Raw genomic sequence first — 16,456 nt, forward strand, 5'->3', positions numbered from 1 at the left:
TGGCTGGCTGGCCGAGCAGGTCTGCCGGATCGGCAAACCTGCTCGGCTTGCTTGTTACTTCTTGGCCACCTCGGCGATGTTTTCCTTGGTGTAGATGCCGACGCCGGTGTCGACATTGTTGATCGGCTGGCCCTTGAGGAATTGGACGATCAGGTCGACCGCGGCAAAGCCCTGCTTCTCCGGCGCCTGGTCGATCGTGGCATTGACATTGCCGTCCTGGACAAGCTGCACCGTCTGGTCGAGCAGGTCGAAGCCGACCACCTTGACCTTGTCTGCGGCCTTGTTGCGTTCGACCCACGTGCCGGCGGCGGGCGTCGAGCAGCATTCGAGCGACAAGACGCCTGATATCGAGGGATTGGCGAGCATGGCGTTCTCGATCGCCGCATAGATCTTCTGCGGGTCGGTGCCGGTGTTGAGCGTCGAGACCACCTCGATGCCGGATTCGGCCTTCAGCGCCTCACGCGCGCCCTTCTCGCGGTCGAGCGACCACTGCGCGGCGGCGTCGATGGTGGTGATCATCACCTTGCCCTTGCCGCCCAGCACCTTGGCCATCAGCTTGCCGGCCTCGCGGCCGGACTGGACGAGATCCTGGCCAGCGAAGGCGAGGCGCTTGCTCTCCGGATTGTCGGTGTTGAAGGTGACGACCGGGATGCCGGCAGCGATGACGCGGTCGATCACCGGCGCCAGCGCGTCGGTGGAGACGGAAGAGATCGCCAGCCCGTCCATCTTGCCCATCAGTGTCTCGATCTCCGAGATCTGGCCGTCGGCATCGGCGCCGACGGGGCCGATGAACTGGGCGCCGACCTTGTCCTCCTTGGCGGCGCGCTCGACGCCGGCCTTCATGAACGGCGCGAATTCGTTGGAGACGTCATGGTAGGAAACGTAGATGTCGAGCGGCTGCCCGGCGTCGATCTTGGCCTTGATGCGCGGCGCCAGCGTAAAATCGGCGAGCTTGGATTCGGCATGCGCCGACAGCGGAAGCAGGCTGAGCGTGGCTGCGAGAATGACGTGTCTGATGTTCATGGATAGTCCTCCCTTTTTGGTTCTGGTTGCTTCTGTTTTCTGCACTTAACCCGTCCGGCGCGTGCTCCATTTGTCGATGCCGACCGCGATGATGATGACCAGGCCGATCATCAGTTCCTGCACGAAGGGCGATACGCCCAGCAGCACCAGCCCGTTGCGCATGACGCCGATGATCAGCACGCCCAGAATGGTGCCGAGGATGGTGCCTTCGCCGCCCGACAGCGAGGCGCCGCCGACGATGGTGGCGGCGATGACGTCGAGCTCCAGGCCGAGCCCGGTGCGTCCGGCCTGGCTGGAGGGCAGGAAGGCGAGGCCCAGAATGCCGGCAAGCGCGGCGAGCACGCCCATCAGGATGAAGGCTGATATCTTGACCTTGTTGACGGAGATGCCGGAGACCCGCGCGGCCTTGGCGCTGCCGCCGACGGCATAGACGCGGAAGCCGAAATTGGAGAAGGACAGCACAATCCAGGCCAGCACCGCGACGATGACGAAGAACACCAGCTGCATCGGGATGATGGTGAACAGGTAGCCCTGGCCGATGAAGGAGAAGGTCGGCAGCACTTCCGGCAACGCGCCGTTGCGGGCGTTGACCGTCACCGGCTGGCCGTTGGTCAGGATGAGGGCCGCACCACGCACGATGGAGAGCATGCCGAGCGTGGCGATCAGCGAGGGCAGGCGGCCATAGGTGGAAAGCACGCCGTTGATGAGGCCGATGGCGACGCCGGTCAGCAAGCCGACGCCGATCGCCGGCAGCAGCGTCCAGCCGGCAATGATCAGCATACCTGTGGCGAGGCCGGAGAATGCGTAGGTCGAGCCGACCGACAGGTCGACCTCGCCGGCGATCAGCACGAACGTCATGCCGACCGCCATGATCCCGAGCAAGGAGATCTGGCGCCCGACATTGAGCAGGTTCAGCGATGTCAGGAATCCATCGGTGGCGAAGGACAAAAACAGGCACAGCACGAGCAGCGCGATGAACACGCCTGCCTCGCGCGCCCGCAACAGCCGCGCCATCGTGAATCGGTCCGTGGCTGGCGCGCGCGCGCCGGTCCTGACCGCATCGGCCATACAGCATCCTCCCTGCGCGTGGCCCGCCGGTCCTCACCAGCGTGGCCACTCCTCCGTTTCATCGACCCGAGCCGAGCTCGTGCGCGGGCCGTTGCCTTGGAGCCGGTCCCGAACTGATTCAGGATCAGGCTCTATCTCCCTGTTCCGCCATGATTTTTCGGGAGTCCGGTTGCGGCTCCCTGGATCATGGCCGGGCGTGGGCTGACCGCCACACCCTGTATTTGCAGCGTCAGGACGCCTTGCGGAAGGAGCCGGCCGGCACCTTGTGCATCTCGTCAAAATTTCCGTAGTCGCGCACCTTCTTGAACGGCGCGTTCTCGACGGCGTTGTAGGAACAGATGTAGCCCCAGCGATAGGTGTCCGAACGGTTGGCATCGGAGCGGTGCAGCAGATTGCCGTCGAAGATCAGCGCATCGCCGGCTTCCATCTCGACATAGATGTGCTCGAAGCGCTTCAGCGCCGCGTCCAGGTGTTCCTGCTCGACATTGGTCTGGTCGTTTTCTCTGATATGGTTGAGACGGCCGAGCTTGTGCGTGCCTTTCAGCACCTGCAGGCAGCCGTTCTCGCGGGTCGCCTTGTCGAGCGCGACATAGATGCTCATCATCTCGGGCGCCAGGCAGCCGTAATTGTACCAGTAGCCGAAATCCTGGTGCCATTCCCAGGCGCCGCCCTCATTGGGCTGCTTCATCGTCATCTTGTGGCTGTAGAGGTAGATCGGCTTGCCGACGGCGGCCTCGGCCAGATCGACCATGCGTTCGTCGCGGGCGAGAAGACCGTATTTGTCGTCCTCGGCCTTGGTCCACATCTTCAAAAGGGTGGTCTTGCCTTCCTTGTCGCCCTTGGCCATCACGGCGCCGCTCTTGTTTTCCGCTTCGAGCTGCTTGCGGGCGTGGTCTCGGAAATCCTCCACTTCCGCGACGCTCAGCAGTCCCCTGCGGATAATGTACCCGTCACGGGCGTAGAGCTCGGTTTCCTGCTTGGTCATCGCCAACATCGTCTTGCCTCCCTGGTCCATCGGGGCCGCCGCTGGCGCAAGGCGCCTGGAAAGCCCGCAAAACTTGGGGGATCCGGCCACTACCCGCCGAAATCCCGTCCTCTTGAGATCGACCATAGCGACGCCGGGCAGCGAACAAAATGGACAGCAAGCCACTCGTTTTGTATAAAACGCGCATGATGGCAAAGACGTCGGTTTTCGAGAGTTTCCACTATGTGCCGGCGGCCGGATGGACACGCACGGCGTTCAGCGTGCTGCGCGCCGGCAAGGTCGCCGCGGCGCCCGACTACCGCATCGAACGGCCCGTCTATCCCGGCCAGGACATCCTCTATTGCCTTTCGGGCCGGGGTTTCGTGGAGACGCTGGGGCAGAGGCTGGAGGTGCGCGCCAACCAGCTGGTGTGGATGGCAAACGAGGCGCCGCATGTGCACGCGGCCGATCCGGCCGATCCCTGGACCTTGCTCTGGTTCAGGCTCGACGGGCCCGATCCGGCCATCCTGCGGCGCAAACTGTTCGGCGAAGGGATATTGCGGACCGTGTTCACGGAAGGCACCGGCCCGGCGCCATGGTTCGAGCGGCTGTTCGCGGCGTTGCGGCGGCGCGACGCCGGGCTCGACCTGCGCCTCAACCAGCTGGTCGCCGAATTCCTGCTTCTGGTCGACCGTGCGGTGAACGGCGCCGGCAATGACGATCTGCCGAAGCCGCTTGCCGCCGCACTCGACGCCATGCGCGCCGAGCCCGGCTCCGCCTGGACGGCGCCGGACCTCGCCACCGTCACCGGCCTCGGCGCCTCGCAGATAAGGCGGCTGTTCCAGAAACATCTGCGCACCAGCCCGCACCAATGGCTGATGCGCGAGCGGCTGATGCAGGCGCAGTCGCTGCTGGTGCAGGGCGACCAGCCGCTGGCCGAAGTGGCCGAGGCCTGCGGCTTCTGCGACGTCTATCATTTCGGGCGCGAGTTCAAGCGCTCGGTCGGCATCTCGCCGGCCGCCTGGCGGCGCAGCGAACTGAGTGCGGCGCCGGGGCGTTAGGATAGTCGATACTTACGAATCCTTTCAGGCGGTTGGGCGTGGCTGTTCAGATTTTGAGTCCGCGTGTCCGGCCGTCCCTTGAGAATCTCCTTGCCTTGAGCAACATGGCGACGATGCCCGAGGCGCAAGAATGAACAAGCCGATTTCCACCGCACCACCACGCAAGGCGCCGATGGCTCTGACCGCGGACCTCGTTGCCCGCACCATGCGCGCGGTAGAGGATGCCGGGCCGACGCCGGGCATGGTTTACATGACCGATGCGGACTATGCGCGCATCCGCGACGAAGTGCTGGCCACGGCTCCAGCCGGGCCGCTGAAATTGTTTGCCTATGGCTCGCTGCTGTGGAAACCCGCAGGCGAGGTGAGCGGCGGCGAACGCGCGGTGGCGACCGGCTGGCACCGTTCGTTCTGCTTCACGGTGCAGCGTTTTCGCGGCACCGTCGAGCAGCCCGGCCTGATGATGGCGCTCGATCGCGGCGGCCAGTGCCAGGGCATGGTGTTCGAGATCGCCGAGCCGGTGGCGGCCAATCTCGAAGCGCTGCTGCGCCGCGAGATGACCATCCTGCCGGCCGTCAACGTGCCGCGCTGGCTGCAGGTCAGGACCGCAGGCGGCTCATGCCGCGCGCTCGGCTTCGTCGTCGATCCGGCCAATCCGCGCTATGCCGGCAAGCTCGACAAGCAGGCGATCGCGGCGACGCTCGCGACAGCCGTCGGCCATTGGGGCTCGGGTGCCGAATATCTGTTCGAGACCATCCGCCACCTCGAAGCCTGCGGCATCCGCGACCGCAATCTGTGGCAGCTGCAGGCGCTGGTGGCCGAGGAGATCGGACGCCTGTCGTTCACCCGTCCCTGAGCCATACCAGCATTTCGCCGGGCTCGCGGTTGTCCCAGGCGAAGTAGGGAATGGCGGTCAGACGCGTCTCGGCGGTGGCCGGCGGCTCGGGCCTGTAGAGCCCGCTTTGCCAACCGTCGGCGGCGTCGGCAAGTGCTGTGGCCGACAGCGTCACCACACCGCCGAGAAGCTCCGGCCGGTGCCGTGCTTCGACGCTGGCCGTCCTCGGCAGGGACACGCGATGCAGCTGGCTGTCATTGTCTGATGCCTCGACGCAGTAGATCAGCGGACCGCGCGACAGCGCGACGCGGCCGGCATCCTGGCGCACCTGCGGATTGGCATAGAGCCGCTCGATCGGCATTTCGAGATCGAGCCGCACCTGGTCGCCCTTTTTCCATGTCCGCCGGATCGCGGCATAGCCGTCGCTGGTGATTTCAGCCAGCTTGACCGCCTCGCCATTGATATTCAGCTCGGCGGCGGCGCTCCAGGCCGGGATGCGCAGGTGCAGCGTGAACTCGACCGGCGCCTGTGGTTCAACCGTGATCTCGACGGCGCCGTCCCAGGGATAGCGGCTCGCCTGGGCAAGGCTGACCGGGATGCCTGATATGTCGAAGCGGGCGGTCGAGTCGCCATAGAGATGGACGGCCAGCGCATCGTCGGCCAAGCTGTAGAAATAGCTGCCGATCGAGGCGACCATGCGCCCGATATTGGGCGGGCAGCAGGGGCAGCGGTGCCATTTCCAGCGGTTGTGGGCGCCCCGGCTTTCCAGCGGATTCTCGTAGAAGAACAGCGAGCCGTCGAGCGACAGGCCCGAGATCGAGCCATTGTAGAGGGCGCGTTCCATCATGTCGGCGTAGCGCGCGTTCGGTCCCATGCCGAGCATGCGGCTGGCCCAGAACACCAGCCCGACCGCGGCGCATGTCTCGGCATAGGCGCTCTCGTTGGGCAGGTCGTAGTCGCTGGTGAACCCCTCATTGTCAGCCGACGGCCCGAGCCCACCGGTGATGTAGAGGCTCTTGGTGGTGAGATCGTCCCACAGAAGGTCGAGTGCTGTCCGCAGCGTGTCGTCGCCATACTCGGTGGCGATGTCGGCCATGCCCGAATAGAGGTACATCGCCCTGACCGCGTGGCCGACCACCTTGTCCTGCTCGCGCACCGGCTTGTGCGACTGGTTATACTCATAGGTCTTGAAGTGGAAATCCTTCGGATCGGCGCCGCGGGCGCGGGCCTCCTCGTCGAAATAATGCGGCTGCCGGCCGCGCTCGTCGATGAAGTATTTCGCCAGCTCCATGTATTTCCGCTCGCCTGTCACCCGTGCCAGCTTGACCAGCGCCAACTCGATTTCCTCATGGCCGCAATAGCCATGTTTCTGGCCGGGCTGCGGCCCCAGCACCGTGGCGATATGGTCGACGAAGCGACACATCACATCGAGCAGCTTGCGTTTTCCGGTGGCCTGGTAGTAGGCGACCGCGCCTTCGATCAGATGGCCGGCGCAATAGAGCTCGTGGCAGTCGCGCAGATTGGTCCAACGCAGGCCGGGCTGGATGCGCTGGTACCAGCTGGAGAGATAGCCGTCTTCCTGCTGCAGCTTCTCATACATGTCGATGACGGCATCGATCTTCTTCTCCAGTTCCGGGTTCTTGCGCCGGTAGAGCGAATAGGCCGCGGTTTCGATGGTCTTGCCCCAGTCGGAATCCCAGAACATCTGCGTCGTCACGGTGCGGGCGGTGAAGCCGTCATTGACATGGAAGGGGATGACGATTCCGGGCGAGGGCCGGTCCGGGTCGATCTGCTCCAGCATGCGGGCCTCGACGCAGCGCTCGTAGAGGATGTCGGCGGTGCGCGTGGCGACCGCGTCGGCGCGGTCGCCCCAGAAGCCGTGCACGTCGACCTGCGGCACCGGCAGCGGGCGGAAGGCGAGCTTTGGCTTGGCCGATTTTACGGATGGCGATGCGGTCATGAACTTACTCCATTCGGTCTGTCTATTTGACGGCCCCGGCCATCAGGCCGCGGATGTAGAAGCGCTGCAGGGCCAGGAAAAGGATGAGGCACGGCACCATCATCACGGTGACGCCCGCCTGCACCGCGCCCCAGTCGATGGCGCCGAAGCGGCCCGATTGCAGTGCGGTCATCATCACCGGCAGCGTGAATTTGGACTGGTCGGTCATCAGCACGAGGGCGGCGAGGAATTCGTTCCAGGCGCCGAGGAAGGCAAACAGCGCGATGGTGACGACGCCCGGCCAGACCAGCGGCAGCATCACCTTCAAAAGCATGGTCAGATTGCTGGCGCCGTCCATGCGGGCGGCTTCCTCGATCTCGCGCGGCACCGCGTCGAAGGCGTTGCGCATCATGAAGATCGAGAACGGCAGTTGCAGCGTCACATAGACGCCGACGAGGCCGGTCAGCGTGTTGTGCAGGCCAAGCTTGGTCAGCACCAGGAAGATCGGCGTCAGGATCGACTGGAACGGGATCATGATCGTCGACAGGATGAGGATGAAGAACAGGTCCTTGAACGGAAACCGGAACCGCGAAAAGCCGTAGCCGGCCAGCACGCTGACGGCGACCGACAGCACCACGGTCATCACCGAGACGTAGATGCTGTTCTGTGCCGAGACCCACAGCCCGTCGCCGAAGCTGTTGAGCGTGGCATAGTTCTCCAGCGAGAAGCCTGATGTCGGCCAGGGCGGCAGCGGCGGCTGGCGTGCTTCCTGCGCCGGCTTGAACGCCGACAGCACCGCCCACACGATCGGCGCCGCAAACAGCACCGAGGCGATGACGCCGGTCGAATGCTCACCGATGCGGGCCAGAAGCCGGCGGTTGCGGGAGGCGGCCTGCGCCATCAGTCGAGCCCCTCGGGCTTGCGCAGCAGCCACAGCTGGACGAGGCTGAGCGCCACCAGGACGACGAGCAGCACCATCGACAAAGCCGCGCCATAGCCGAGCTTGAACGACACGAAGGACTGGTTGAAGATCCAGTAGACCGCCGTCAGCGTCTGGTTGCGCGGGCCGCCGCGCAGGATGATGTAGAACTGGTCGAAGGCGAGGATCGAGCCGGCGACCGACAGGATCAGCGCCAGCGCCAGCGTGCGGCGCATCAGCGGCAGGGTGATCGCCCTGAACCTGGCGAATGGCCCGGCGCCGTCGATGACGGCCGCCTCCTGCAGATCCTGCGGGATCGACTGCAGGCCGGCCATCAGGATGATCATGGTGAAGCCGGCGACCTTCCAGACGACCATGGCGATGATCGACCAGAAGGCCGGCTGGAAGGTGGCCAGAAGGTTGAACTTCCTGTCGATCAGGCCAAGGTCGTAGGCGGCCGGGCTGAACAGGCCGGAATCGACATTCAAGAGCCACGACCAGAGCAGACTGGCCGAGGCGAAACCGACAACCGCCGGCATGAAGAACATGGTCCGGTAGAGATTGGTCAGCGGCCGCGGCCGTTCGACGAACAGCGCCAGCGGAAACGCCACCACGAAGATCGCGATGGTGACGATCACGGTGTAATAGGCGGTGAAGCGCAGCGCGTTCCAGAACCTGGTGTCGCGCAGGATGGCGACATAGTTGCCGAGGCCGATATAGAAGTGCTCGCCCATCAAGGGCCAGTTGTGCAGCGACATCCACGCCGTCATGCCGAGCGGGATCAGGAAGAAGACGACGACCAGCGCGACAGCCGGCGCGACATAAAGCAGGCCGATCCACTGCCGGCGGCCGGCGACTTTGCGGGCGCGGGGCGGGGCGGTGGTTGCTGCGATGGAGGTCATGACTGTTCCCTTGGCGCTGCGTCCCCCTCCCCCTTGAGGGGAGGGTCCGGCCGAAGGCCGGGGGTGGGGTCGTCTCTGCAGCGCGCCGACATCAAGAAACGTCGAGCACTGCCGAGACGTCCCCACCCGGACCTGCGGTCCGACCTCCCCTCGAGGGGGAGGTGGGGTTGGCGCTTATTTCTGCGGCGCCTGGTCGATGATCGACTGCATCGTCTCCTGCGCATTGGCGATCGCGCCGTCGACATCGTCGCCGAAGAAGACCTCGTTGATCATCTGCGTCCACGGCCCGTTGGCGGAGTTGATCAGGTCGTTGAACACCACCGAATAGGGCGTGCGGCCCTTGGCCATTGCCTCGGCGGCGATCTGGTAGCGTGGATCGAGATCCTTCAGCGCGTCCTTGGCGATGTCGCCGCGCACCGGCAGGCTGCCGTATTTGGCGAGGATCGTCTGGCCCTCGAGCGAATAGGCGAAATCGAGGAACTCCTTCACCACGGGCAGTTTCGTGGTGCCCTTGGTGACGACGAAATTGTCGCCGCCGGCAAAGGACGACCAGCCGCTATCCTTGCCCGGCAGGAAGGTGACGCCGTAGTCGATATCGGGATACTGGGTGTTGAGCGCGCCGATGGCGAAGGCGCCGGACGGCGAGATGCCGATATTGCCGGCGGCGAAGGCGGCGAAGAAGTTGGCGCCGGTGTCGGTCTGCGCGCCTGCCGGCACCAGATCCTTCTTGACCATCGAGCGGTAGAGATCGATGGCGCCGCGCAATTGCGGGCTGTCCAGCGTCGCCTTGGAGCCGTCCTCCGAGAGAATGTCGCCGCCAGATGCCCAGATCAGCGGCGTGAAGGTGAAGATGTTGCAGCCGCCGCAATTGCCGGAGAAGTAGAAGCCCTTGATGTTGCCGCCGAGTGCGTTGACCTTCTCGGCGTCGGCCGCGATCTCGGCCCAGTTGGCCGGGCCTTTTTCAGGGTCTAGGCCAGCCTGCTTGAACAGCTTCTTGTTCCAGATCAGCACCGAGGCGTCGGCGGAGAAGGGCAGGCCGTAAATGTGGTCCTTGTAGGTTCCGGTCTTCACATGCGCCGGCGACAGGCTGGCGAAATAGGGCAGGGACTTGGCCCAGTCGGTGATGTCCTCCAACTGGCCGGCGGCGGCGAAGGAGGGCGTGTAGATCAGGTCGAGCGAAAGCGCGTCGGGCGCGGTGCCGCCGGCGGCCGCAGCACCGTATTTCGGGATGATCTCGGCATTGGGGATGATGTCCAGCTTGACCTGGTTGGTGTGCCCCTTGTTGTAGGCATCGACGATCCTCGGCATGAAATTCGAGCCGTCGGCGCGCACCCAGATGTTGGCCGTCTCGGCGGCGGCAGTGCCGAGACCGCTGCCCAGAACGGCAGCGGCCAGGGCCAGTTTGGCAATCAGATTCCTCATGTTCTCCTCCTCCAGGGTTGGCCGCGCTTCGCGGCTTGGCGCCGATCACGCGGCGCTTTGGTTTTCAGCCATCCAGCGGATGGCCGCATGACTGCCGCACCACCAGCCGGCATGGCAGTTTTCGAATGCCCGGCGCGGCGGGCTTGCCGCCGACCAGTGAAAGCAGGGTCAGCCCGGCCTCGCGCCCGAGTGCGACCAGGTTCATGTCGACAGAGGTCAGCGGCGGGCGTGTCGCCTCGGCCACGATCTCCCAATTGTCGAAACCGATGACGCCGACATCGCCGGGAACGCTCAAGCCACGCTCGCGCAAGGCATCGATGACGCCACGCGCGATCTGGTCGTTGCCGCAGAAGACGGCATCCGGCCTCTCGCTCTTGCCGCCGAACAGCTGCGCCACCGCCTCGTGACCCCAGGCTTCCGACCAGGAGCCGAGCAGCGGCTCGGTGACCGGCAGGCCGTTTTCCATCAGCACGTCGCGGTAAGCCTGGGCGCGGGCGTGCACCACGGCGAAGCTCGCCGGCCCGGTGACATGCGCAATGCGCTTCCAGCCCAGCCGGCACAGATGCTCGACCGCCAGTCGGGCGCCGTCGGCATCGTCCGAGACGAAGGCAATGGCGTCGGGATCGGGCTGCGTGAAGGCATAGATCACCGGGACGCGCAGATTGGAGAGGTCGACTGGCAGATGGCGGTCGATGCGCTTGCCGGTGGCGATGATGCCGTCGACGCGCTTGTCCAGCATGGCGTCGACATGCATCTGGCCCAGCCGCGGATCCTCCTCGACATTGCACAGGAACACCGAGACGCCATTGTCGACCAGCGCGTCCGAAATGCCCGACATCAGCGGCAGCGAGAAGCGGCCATAAGTATCGTTGGTGAGCAGGCCGACGGTGAAGCTGCGCCGCCTGAGCAGGCTCTGCGCTAGGCTGTTGGGCCGAAAGCCGAGACGCCGGGCCGTCTCGCGGATGCGTTCGCGCGTCTCGGCCGTCATGCGCCCCTGATCGTTGAGCGCCTTCGAGGCGGTGGCGACGCTGACGCGGGCTTCAGCCGCCACGTCACGCAAGGTGACTGGCTTGGAAAAGACCGGACCTGGCTGATCGTCCGATGGCATCGCGCCGAAAATCCTCAGTTGGGAAAAGGTTTTCTCTTAAGGTCCGAAAAAAGACCCGGCACATGGCCAAGCCTGATCGGAACTGTTTGAAAAAACCTTTTCTCAAGTCAAGGCTAGGCCAGATCGGGAGGTCGTTCAAGGAGAAAAGTGGGTTGGAGTTCCGTTGGTGGAGAGAAAGGTCAGAGATAGCAAGGCTTGGGTTCCTCTCTCCCACTCCCGTGGGGGCGAGGAACCACTGATTGTCAGTGAAGTGTTAATCGCTTGCGCGCCATGGTGATCTCCCGCCAAGACAGCAGAGCCTCGACATGTCCGATACGCCCTACAGTCCGAAAGGCCCGGCGCGGCCTCGCGCCGGCGTGACGGCGGCCTTGCAAGGCGCCGACGAACGCCGCCGTAACGCGGCCACCATCGCCCGGCTCAAGGCGGAACTCGCGGCGCAGGCGGCACTGATCGCCAGCCAGGAACTTTCGCTGGCGCACAGCCGCAAGATTTTCGACCGCGCCTCGGTCGCCGCGCGCCTCGGCGTTTGGGAATGCAGCCTGCCCGGCGAGCAGCTGGCATGGACCGATGTGGTCTATGATCTGTTCGACCTGCCGCGCGGCTCGGTGCTCGATCGCTCGGAGATCATCAAGTGCTACCCGGCGGAGTCGCGCAAGGCGCTGGACACGTTGCGCGGCCGCGCGATCGCCGAGCGCAGCGGCTTCAATCTCGATGCCGAGATCACCACTTTCGCCGGCCGCAGCCGCTGGATCCGCATCACCGCGACCGTCGAGTGCGAGGAGGGCGTTCCCGTGCGCATCTTCGGCATGAAGCAGGACATCACCGAAGAGAAGATCCTGTCGGACCGGATGCGCTATCTCGCCGAATATGACGTCATGACGGGGCTTGCCAATCGCGGCCGGTTCCAGGCGCGGCTTGCGCATGCCGACGAGGGCCGCCCGCTCGGCGCGCTGCTTCTGGTCGACCTCGACGGCTTCAAGGCCGTCAACGATACGTTCGGCCATGTCGTCGGCGACGAATGCCTGAAGGAAGCGGCAAAGCGGCTTGCCGCCGGCTGCGGCGAGGCCGATTTGGTGGCCCGCGTCGGCGGCGACGAGTTCGCGGTGCTGGTTGGGCCGCATCTCGATCGTGGGGCGGTCTCGGGTCTGGCGCGCCGCATCATCGAGGCGATGGGCAAGCCGGTCGCCGCCTGTGGCCAGTCGCTCGGGCTCGGCGCCTCGGTCGGCATCGCATTCGCTGAAGCGGGCGCGCCCTGCGATCTGTTCGCGCAGGCCGACACCGCGCTCTATGCCGCCAAGGCGGCAGGGCGCAACACGTTCCGCATCTTCAAGGCGCAAGCCGGCGTGAGAGGCCGCAGCGCCGCGGCGTGAGATCTGGCGGCTGTTTGTTCTACAGCCCTCGCCGACCTGGCCCGCACATCTTCCACAGTCGGTGGCGCCCATTTGCATTTGGCATGCAGGGCGCTCGCGAAAAGAGTGCTATGGAAGGGACATGAGCGTCCTTGCTCCGCTCTTCCCGACATTCGAGGTCATTTTCGTGCGTGAACCGTCGCTGCTGCCCGTCTTTGGAAAACTTGGCCTCAAGGCGCCTGTCGCCCTGGTGGCGCCGGCGTCGTCGGCGGGTGTCGTGTCGCGCCTGCGGGAGCTGGTGGCCGCGCATGGCGGCATGATGCTGAAGCTGTCGGTCATCGCCTGGACGGTGCTGATCCTGGGCGCCGTGTTTTTCATGATGCAGGGCTGACCGGCATGGCCAACCGCTACACGCTGCGCATGGAGCTCCCCCAGAGCTGGAGCATCATCGACGTCTTCACCGGCCAGCCTGCCGTGGTCCGGCAAAAGGTGATGGTCGGGATGGGTCCGCGTGAGGCCGAGGACATGGTCGTGCAGATGAATGTCCGCGACGTCAAACGCCGCGAGCGGGCCGAGCGCAAGGCCTGATCCGTACCGGCCGCCGGCAGAAGCCTGCCGCACCGCAAATCAAGGGATTCCCGTGAGAGCCAGCCTGAAGCAGAAGATACTGGAGGTCTGCGACCGCAAGATCTCCGAGAAGGGGGCCGGCGTCGGCGTGTCGTTCTACGCGTTTTTCGCCAACAGGAACGACGACCCCGAACTCCTGATGGAAGCCGCCGAATGGTGGATCAGAACGCACCGCCTCGACCATTTTGAAAAGGCTGCGAAGATACGCGCGATGGTCGAGGAGATGGATCTTTAATCTTTGTTTTGAACGACATGCATTGGGCTGATCAGCCGAAATCGGCTGCCGTCAGCACATACATGCTCTTATGGGTGCGGTCGTAGGCCTTTGTCGCCACTTCGCGGATGGCGCTGCTCTCGGTGTCGAATGTCTGGAGGTAGCCAGCCTCGTCGGCAGCAGTTCCCGGCCGCATCTTGGCCATGGCGTCGGCTGCGACGGAGAACGAGATCTGGAACATGCCGTCATGGCCGACGAAACGGATGCGCTTGCCGGCTTCGTCATAGCTGCGGCTGCGGTTGGGGAAGGTGAGGCTCATGTCTTGACCTCCGTGGCGGCGGCCTTCTTGGTCACCCGCTTCTTCTTCGGCGTCGGGTTCAGGGCTTCAGCGACGCGGTCGGCCTCTTCCTTGGCCAGCCGCAGCTCCCTCAACCTTGCCGTCTTGATCTCCCGGGCCCTTGCCTCGGACATGTATTCGGCTGTTGCCTTGTTTTTCTCCGCCGTCTTTTTCTGCTTGTCGACAAAGCGGGCTTCAGCTTTTTCCATGATCGTCTGATTGCCTTCGGCCATCGAAGAAATCTCCCTTGTGCCTGAAATCGTGAAAGTGAACTTGTCCGATAAATAGGCACTCGATCGGCAAAATTCAATCTTTTGAATTATTTGACACTCTGCGGATAGCACGAAACGGCTGGCCGAAATAATACTTTTGAATATTTAATCTGGCCCGCGAATAATTTTTGGCACTCCTATCTATCGAGTGCCAACGCGTCTATAAAGGACGGGCGTGGCCGCCTGTGCCGGCCCCAGAAAGAAGTTCCCATGAAATTTCGGCCACTCCACGACCGCGTCGTCATTCGTCGCGCTGAAGGCGATATCAAATCCAAGGGCGGCATCATCATTCCCGACAATGCCAAGGAAAAGCCGCAGGAAGGCGAAGTCATCGCCGTCGGCCCGGGTGCACGCGACGAAAACGGCGCGCTGATTGCACTCGACGTCAAGGCCGGCGACTTCATCCTGTTCGGCAAATGGTCGGGCACCGAGGTCAAGATCGACGGCGAGGACCTTCTGATCATGAAGGAAGCCGACATCATGGGCGTTATCGACAAGAGCGCCGTCGACAAGACGGGCGTCGAGAAGACCGTGCCTGCCAAGAAGGCCGCCTGATTGGAGCGCTGCGTGTCCTTCGGGATGCGCAAGGGACACTCCGGGCTTTGATCATGGAGGGCAGGGCTCTGCCTTCCTCAAACCGAACTGGATAAAAAATCATGTCTGCCAAGGAAATCAAATTCTCCACTGATGCGCGCGACCGCATGCTGCGCGGCGTCGAGATCCTCACCAATGCGGTGAAGGTCACGCTCGGCCCCAAGGGCCGCAACGTCATCATCGACAAGGCCTATGGCGCGCCGCGCATCACCAAGGACGGCGTCACCGTCGCCAAGGAAATCGAGCTTGCCGACAAGTTCGAGAACATGGGCGCGCAGATGGTGCGCGAAGTCGCCTCGAAGACCAACGACCTCGCCGGTGACGGCACCACCACCGCAACCGTGCTGGCCGCTTCGATCCTGCGCGAAGGTGCCAAGCTGGTCGCCGCCGGCATGAACCCGATGGACCTCAAGCGCGGCATCGACCAGGCGGTTTCCGCCGTGGTCAAGGAAATCCAGGCGCGCGCCAAGAAGGTCAAGTCATCGGCCGAGATCGCACAGGTCGGCACTATCGCCGCCAATGGCGATGCCAGCGTCGGCGAGATGATCGCCAAGGCGATGGACAAGGTCGGCAATGACGGCGTCATCACCGTCGAGGAAGCCAAGACCGCCGAGACCGAGCTCGACGTCGTCGAAGGCATGCAGTTCGACCGCGGCTATCTCAGCCCCTATTTCGTCACCAATGCCGACAAGATGCGCGTCGAGCTAGAAGAGCCCTACATCCTCATCCACGAGAAGAAGCTCGGCAATCTGCAGGCGATGCTGCCGATCCTCGAGGCGGTGGTGCAGAGCGGCAGGCCGCTGCTGATCATCTCCGAGGACGTCGAGGGCGAGGCTCTGGCGACGCTGGTCGTCAACAAGCTGCGCGGCGGCCTCAAGGTCGCGGCCGTCAAGGCGCCGGGCTTCGGTGACCGCCGCAAGGCGATGCTGGAAGACATCGCCGTGCTGACATCAGGCCAGATGATCTCCGAGGACCTCGGCATCAAGCTCGAAAACGTCACCATCGAGATGCTCGGCCGCGCCAAGCGCGTGCTGATCGAGAAGGACACCACCACGATCATCGACGGCGCCGGCACCAAGGCGACGATCCAGGCGCGCGTCGCCCAGATCAAGGGTCAGATCGAGGAGACGACCTCCGACTACGACAAGGAAAAGCTGCAGGAGCGGCTGGCCAAGCTCTCCGGCGGCGTTGCCGTCATCCGCGTCGGCGGCGTAACAGAGTCGGAAGTCAAGGAAAAGAAGGACCGCATCGACGACGCGCTGAACGCAACGCGCGCGGCGGTTGAAGAAGGCATCGTGCCCGGCGGCGGCGTGGCTCTGCTGCGTGCCCGCTCGGTGCTTGGCGGCCTGACCGGCGCCAATGCCGATGTCACAGCCGGCATCACGATCGTGCTTAGGGCGCTCGAAGCGCCGATCCGCCAGATCGCCGAGAATTCCGGCGTCGAAGGCTCGATCGTCGTCGGCAAGCTCACCGACAGCAAGGACCACAATCAGGGCTTCGACGCCCAGAACGAGACCTATGTCGACATGATCAAGGCGGGCATCGTCGATCCGGCGAAAGTGGTGCGCACCGCACTGCAGGATGCCGGCTCGATCGCAGCCCTGCTGATCACCGCCGAAGCGATGATCACCGACATTCCGGCCAAGGATGCAGCACCGGCAGGTGGTGGCGGCGGCGGCATGGGCGGCTACTGATCCTGATTCAGGTGAGGCCGGCCTGCAAACGCCGGTTTCGGCTCGGCCTGACCTGAATCTTCCACGCCGGTTTCGGCTCGGCCTGACCTGAATCTTCCACGCCGGTTCCAAGAGCCGGGACTACCGCCGGG

Annotated in this window: 18 protein-coding genes; 8 read left to right on the plus strand and 10 right to left on the minus strand. The window is 64.3% G+C overall.

The annotated features are described in order from the left end of the window. Positions 1 to 54 precede the first annotated feature (54 nt). From C8D77_RS06350 to C8D77_RS06360, 3 genes are all read right to left on the minus strand, one after another. Complete coding sequence (locus C8D77_RS06350) at positions 55 to 1,023, minus strand: sugar ABC transporter substrate-binding protein (protein ID WP_109660311.1); 969 nt, start codon at positions 1,021 to 1,023, stop codon at positions 55 to 57. Positions 1,024 to 1,068: 45 nt separating this feature from the next. After that, positions 1,069 to 2,091: an ABC transporter permease gene (locus tag C8D77_RS06355; protein WP_109660313.1), complete on the minus strand. Its 1,023-nt coding sequence runs from the start codon at positions 2,089 to 2,091 to the stop codon at positions 1,069 to 1,071. A 229-nt stretch (positions 2,092 to 2,320) separates the two neighbouring features. Beyond that, entirely contained in the window at positions 2,321 to 3,085 is a 765-nt protein-coding gene (locus tag C8D77_RS06360) for a phytanoyl-CoA dioxygenase family protein (RefSeq protein WP_109661350.1), read from the minus strand. 176 nt (positions 3,086 to 3,261) lie between these two features. Between C8D77_RS06360 and C8D77_RS06365 the strand changes: the two genes are divergently transcribed. Both C8D77_RS06365 and C8D77_RS06370 read left to right on the plus strand, forming a co-directional pair. Further along, a complete protein-coding gene (locus tag C8D77_RS06365; RefSeq protein ID WP_245951649.1) occupies positions 3,262 to 4,116 on the plus strand; it encodes a helix-turn-helix domain-containing protein in 855 nt (284 codons plus the stop codon). Positions 4,117 to 4,246: 130 nt separating this feature from the next. Beyond that, complete coding sequence (locus C8D77_RS06370; protein WP_109660317.1) at positions 4,247 to 4,969, plus strand: gamma-glutamylcyclotransferase; 723 nt, start codon at positions 4,247 to 4,249, stop codon at positions 4,967 to 4,969. On the opposite strand, the gene C8D77_RS06375 is transcribed toward C8D77_RS06370, so the two are convergent. The 5 genes from C8D77_RS06375 to C8D77_RS06395 form a co-directional block, all read right to left on the minus strand. Then, positions 4,956 to 6,908, minus strand: coding sequence for a glycoside hydrolase family 127 protein (locus tag C8D77_RS06375; RefSeq protein ID WP_109660319.1), 1,953 nt, complete (start codon positions 6,906 to 6,908; stop codon positions 4,956 to 4,958). The genes C8D77_RS06370 and C8D77_RS06375 overlap by 14 nt on opposite strands. 22 nt (positions 6,909 to 6,930) lie before the next feature. Beyond that, complete coding sequence (locus C8D77_RS06380; RefSeq protein ID WP_109660321.1) at positions 6,931 to 7,788, minus strand: carbohydrate ABC transporter permease; 858 nt, start codon at positions 7,786 to 7,788, stop codon at positions 6,931 to 6,933. Next, entirely contained in the window at positions 7,788 to 8,708 is a 921-nt protein-coding gene (locus tag C8D77_RS06385) for a carbohydrate ABC transporter permease (protein ID WP_109660323.1), read from the minus strand. Before C8D77_RS06385 ends, C8D77_RS06380 begins: the two co-directional genes overlap by 1 nt. Positions 8,709 to 8,882: 174 nt before the next feature. Next, complete coding sequence (locus C8D77_RS06390) at positions 8,883 to 10,130, minus strand: ABC transporter substrate-binding protein (protein ID WP_109660325.1); 1,248 nt, start codon at positions 10,128 to 10,130, stop codon at positions 8,883 to 8,885. 64 nt (positions 10,131 to 10,194) lie between these two features. Beyond that, positions 10,195 to 11,238 carry a LacI family DNA-binding transcriptional regulator gene (locus C8D77_RS06395; protein WP_109660327.1) on the minus strand — a complete coding sequence of 348 codons (1,044 nt, stop codon included), beginning with the start codon at positions 11,236 to 11,238 and terminating at the stop codon, positions 10,195 to 10,197. A 305-nt stretch (positions 11,239 to 11,543) separates the two neighbouring features. Here C8D77_RS06395 and C8D77_RS06400 point away from each other — a divergent pair, with 305 nt between their 5' ends. The 4 genes from C8D77_RS06400 to C8D77_RS06415 all read left to right on the plus strand — a co-directional run bounded on the left by C8D77_RS06400 (position 11,544) and on the right by C8D77_RS06415 (position 13,449). After that, positions 11,544 to 12,608 (plus strand): sensor domain-containing diguanylate cyclase, encoded by a 1,065-nt coding sequence (locus tag C8D77_RS06400; protein WP_109660329.1) that lies wholly within the window; start codon positions 11,544 to 11,546, stop codon positions 12,606 to 12,608. 121 nt (positions 12,609 to 12,729) lie between these two features. After that, entirely contained in the window at positions 12,730 to 12,978 is a 249-nt protein-coding gene (locus C8D77_RS06405; protein ID WP_245462894.1) for a hypothetical protein, read from the plus strand. A 5-nt stretch (positions 12,979 to 12,983) separates the two neighbouring features. After that, positions 12,984 to 13,175, plus strand: coding sequence for a hypothetical protein (locus C8D77_RS06410; protein WP_027160878.1), 192 nt, complete (start codon positions 12,984 to 12,986; stop codon positions 13,173 to 13,175). 52 nt (positions 13,176 to 13,227) lie between these two features. Next, positions 13,228 to 13,449, plus strand: a complete 222-nt coding sequence (locus C8D77_RS06415; protein WP_109660331.1) for a DUF6500 family protein — start codon at positions 13,228 to 13,230, stop codon at positions 13,447 to 13,449. Between the two features lie 31 nt (positions 13,450 to 13,480). Here the strand turns inward: C8D77_RS06415 and C8D77_RS06420 are convergent, their stop codons facing one another. Together C8D77_RS06420 and C8D77_RS06425 are read right to left on the minus strand one after the other, a co-directional pair. Further along, positions 13,481 to 13,747, minus strand: coding sequence for a DUF1488 family protein (locus tag C8D77_RS06420; RefSeq protein ID WP_109660333.1), 267 nt, complete (start codon positions 13,745 to 13,747; stop codon positions 13,481 to 13,483). Beyond that, positions 13,744 to 13,998 (minus strand): hypothetical protein, encoded by a 255-nt coding sequence (locus C8D77_RS06425; RefSeq protein ID WP_109660335.1) that lies wholly within the window; start codon positions 13,996 to 13,998, stop codon positions 13,744 to 13,746. The genes C8D77_RS06420 and C8D77_RS06425 overlap by 4 nt, the downstream gene beginning before the upstream one ends. A 249-nt stretch (positions 13,999 to 14,247) precedes the next feature. Here C8D77_RS06425 and C8D77_RS06430 point away from each other — a divergent pair, with 249 nt between their 5' ends. Beyond that, the gene (locus tag C8D77_RS06430; protein ID WP_109660338.1) at positions 14,248 to 14,592 is read left to right on the plus strand and encodes a co-chaperone GroES; all 345 of its coding nucleotides are present in this window, start codon (positions 14,248 to 14,250) and stop codon (positions 14,590 to 14,592) included. A 101-nt stretch (positions 14,593 to 14,693) separates the two neighbouring features. After that, positions 14,694 to 16,325: a chaperonin GroEL gene (gene groL, locus C8D77_RS06435; RefSeq protein WP_109660339.1), complete on the plus strand. Its 1,632-nt coding sequence runs from the start codon at positions 14,694 to 14,696 to the stop codon at positions 16,323 to 16,325. The last annotated feature ends 131 nt before the right edge of the window (positions 16,326 to 16,456 follow it).

The organism is Mesorhizobium loti (genome assembly GCF_003148495.1).
GTDB classification, from domain to species: domain Bacteria; phylum Pseudomonadota; class Alphaproteobacteria; order Rhizobiales; family Rhizobiaceae; genus Mesorhizobium; species Mesorhizobium loti.

What these genes read in the sequence shown, in the direction of transcription:
- C8D77_RS06350 (WP_109660311.1), bottom strand. Translation starts at nt 1,023, where the DNA reads ATGAACATCAGACACGTCATTCTCGCAGCCACGCTCAGCCTGCTTCCG.
- C8D77_RS06355 (WP_109660313.1), bottom strand. Translation starts at nt 2,091, where the DNA reads ATGGCCGATGCGGTCAGGACCGGCGCGCGCGCGCCAGCCACGGACCGA.
- C8D77_RS06360 (WP_109661350.1), bottom strand. Translation starts at nt 3,085, where the DNA reads ATGTTGGCGATGACCAAGCAGGAAACCGAGCTCTACGCCCGTGACGGG.
- C8D77_RS06365 (WP_245951649.1), top strand. Translation starts at nt 3,262, where the DNA reads ATGATGGCAAAGACGTCGGTTTTCGAGAGTTTCCACTATGTGCCGGCG.
- C8D77_RS06370 (WP_109660317.1), top strand. Translation starts at nt 4,247, where the DNA reads ATGAACAAGCCGATTTCCACCGCACCACCACGCAAGGCGCCGATGGCT.
- C8D77_RS06375 (WP_109660319.1), bottom strand. Translation starts at nt 6,908, where the DNA reads ATGACCGCATCGCCATCCGTAAAATCGGCCAAGCCAAAGCTCGCCTTC.
- C8D77_RS06380 (WP_109660321.1), bottom strand. Translation starts at nt 7,788, where the DNA reads ATGGCGCAGGCCGCCTCCCGCAACCGCCGGCTTCTGGCCCGCATCGGT.
- C8D77_RS06385 (WP_109660323.1), bottom strand. Translation starts at nt 8,708, where the DNA reads ATGACCTCCATCGCAGCAACCACCGCCCCGCCCCGCGCCCGCAAAGTC.
- C8D77_RS06390 (WP_109660325.1), bottom strand. Translation starts at nt 10,130, where the DNA reads ATGAGGAATCTGATTGCCAAACTGGCCCTGGCCGCTGCCGTTCTGGGC.
- C8D77_RS06395 (WP_109660327.1), bottom strand. Translation starts at nt 11,238, where the DNA reads ATGCCATCGGACGATCAGCCAGGTCCGGTCTTTTCCAAGCCAGTCACC.
- C8D77_RS06400 (WP_109660329.1), top strand. Translation starts at nt 11,544, where the DNA reads ATGTCCGATACGCCCTACAGTCCGAAAGGCCCGGCGCGGCCTCGCGCC.
- C8D77_RS06405 (WP_245462894.1), top strand. Translation starts at nt 12,730, where the DNA reads ATGAGCGTCCTTGCTCCGCTCTTCCCGACATTCGAGGTCATTTTCGTG.
- C8D77_RS06410 (WP_027160878.1), top strand. Translation starts at nt 12,984, where the DNA reads ATGGCCAACCGCTACACGCTGCGCATGGAGCTCCCCCAGAGCTGGAGC.
- C8D77_RS06420 (WP_109660333.1), bottom strand. Translation starts at nt 13,747, where the DNA reads ATGAGCCTCACCTTCCCCAACCGCAGCCGCAGCTATGACGAAGCCGGC.
- C8D77_RS06425 (WP_109660335.1), bottom strand. Translation starts at nt 13,998, where the DNA reads ATGGCCGAAGGCAATCAGACGATCATGGAAAAAGCTGAAGCCCGCTTT.
- C8D77_RS06430 (WP_109660338.1), top strand. Translation starts at nt 14,248, where the DNA reads ATGAAATTTCGGCCACTCCACGACCGCGTCGTCATTCGTCGCGCTGAA.
- groL (WP_109660339.1), top strand. Translation starts at nt 14,694, where the DNA reads ATGTCTGCCAAGGAAATCAAATTCTCCACTGATGCGCGCGACCGCATG.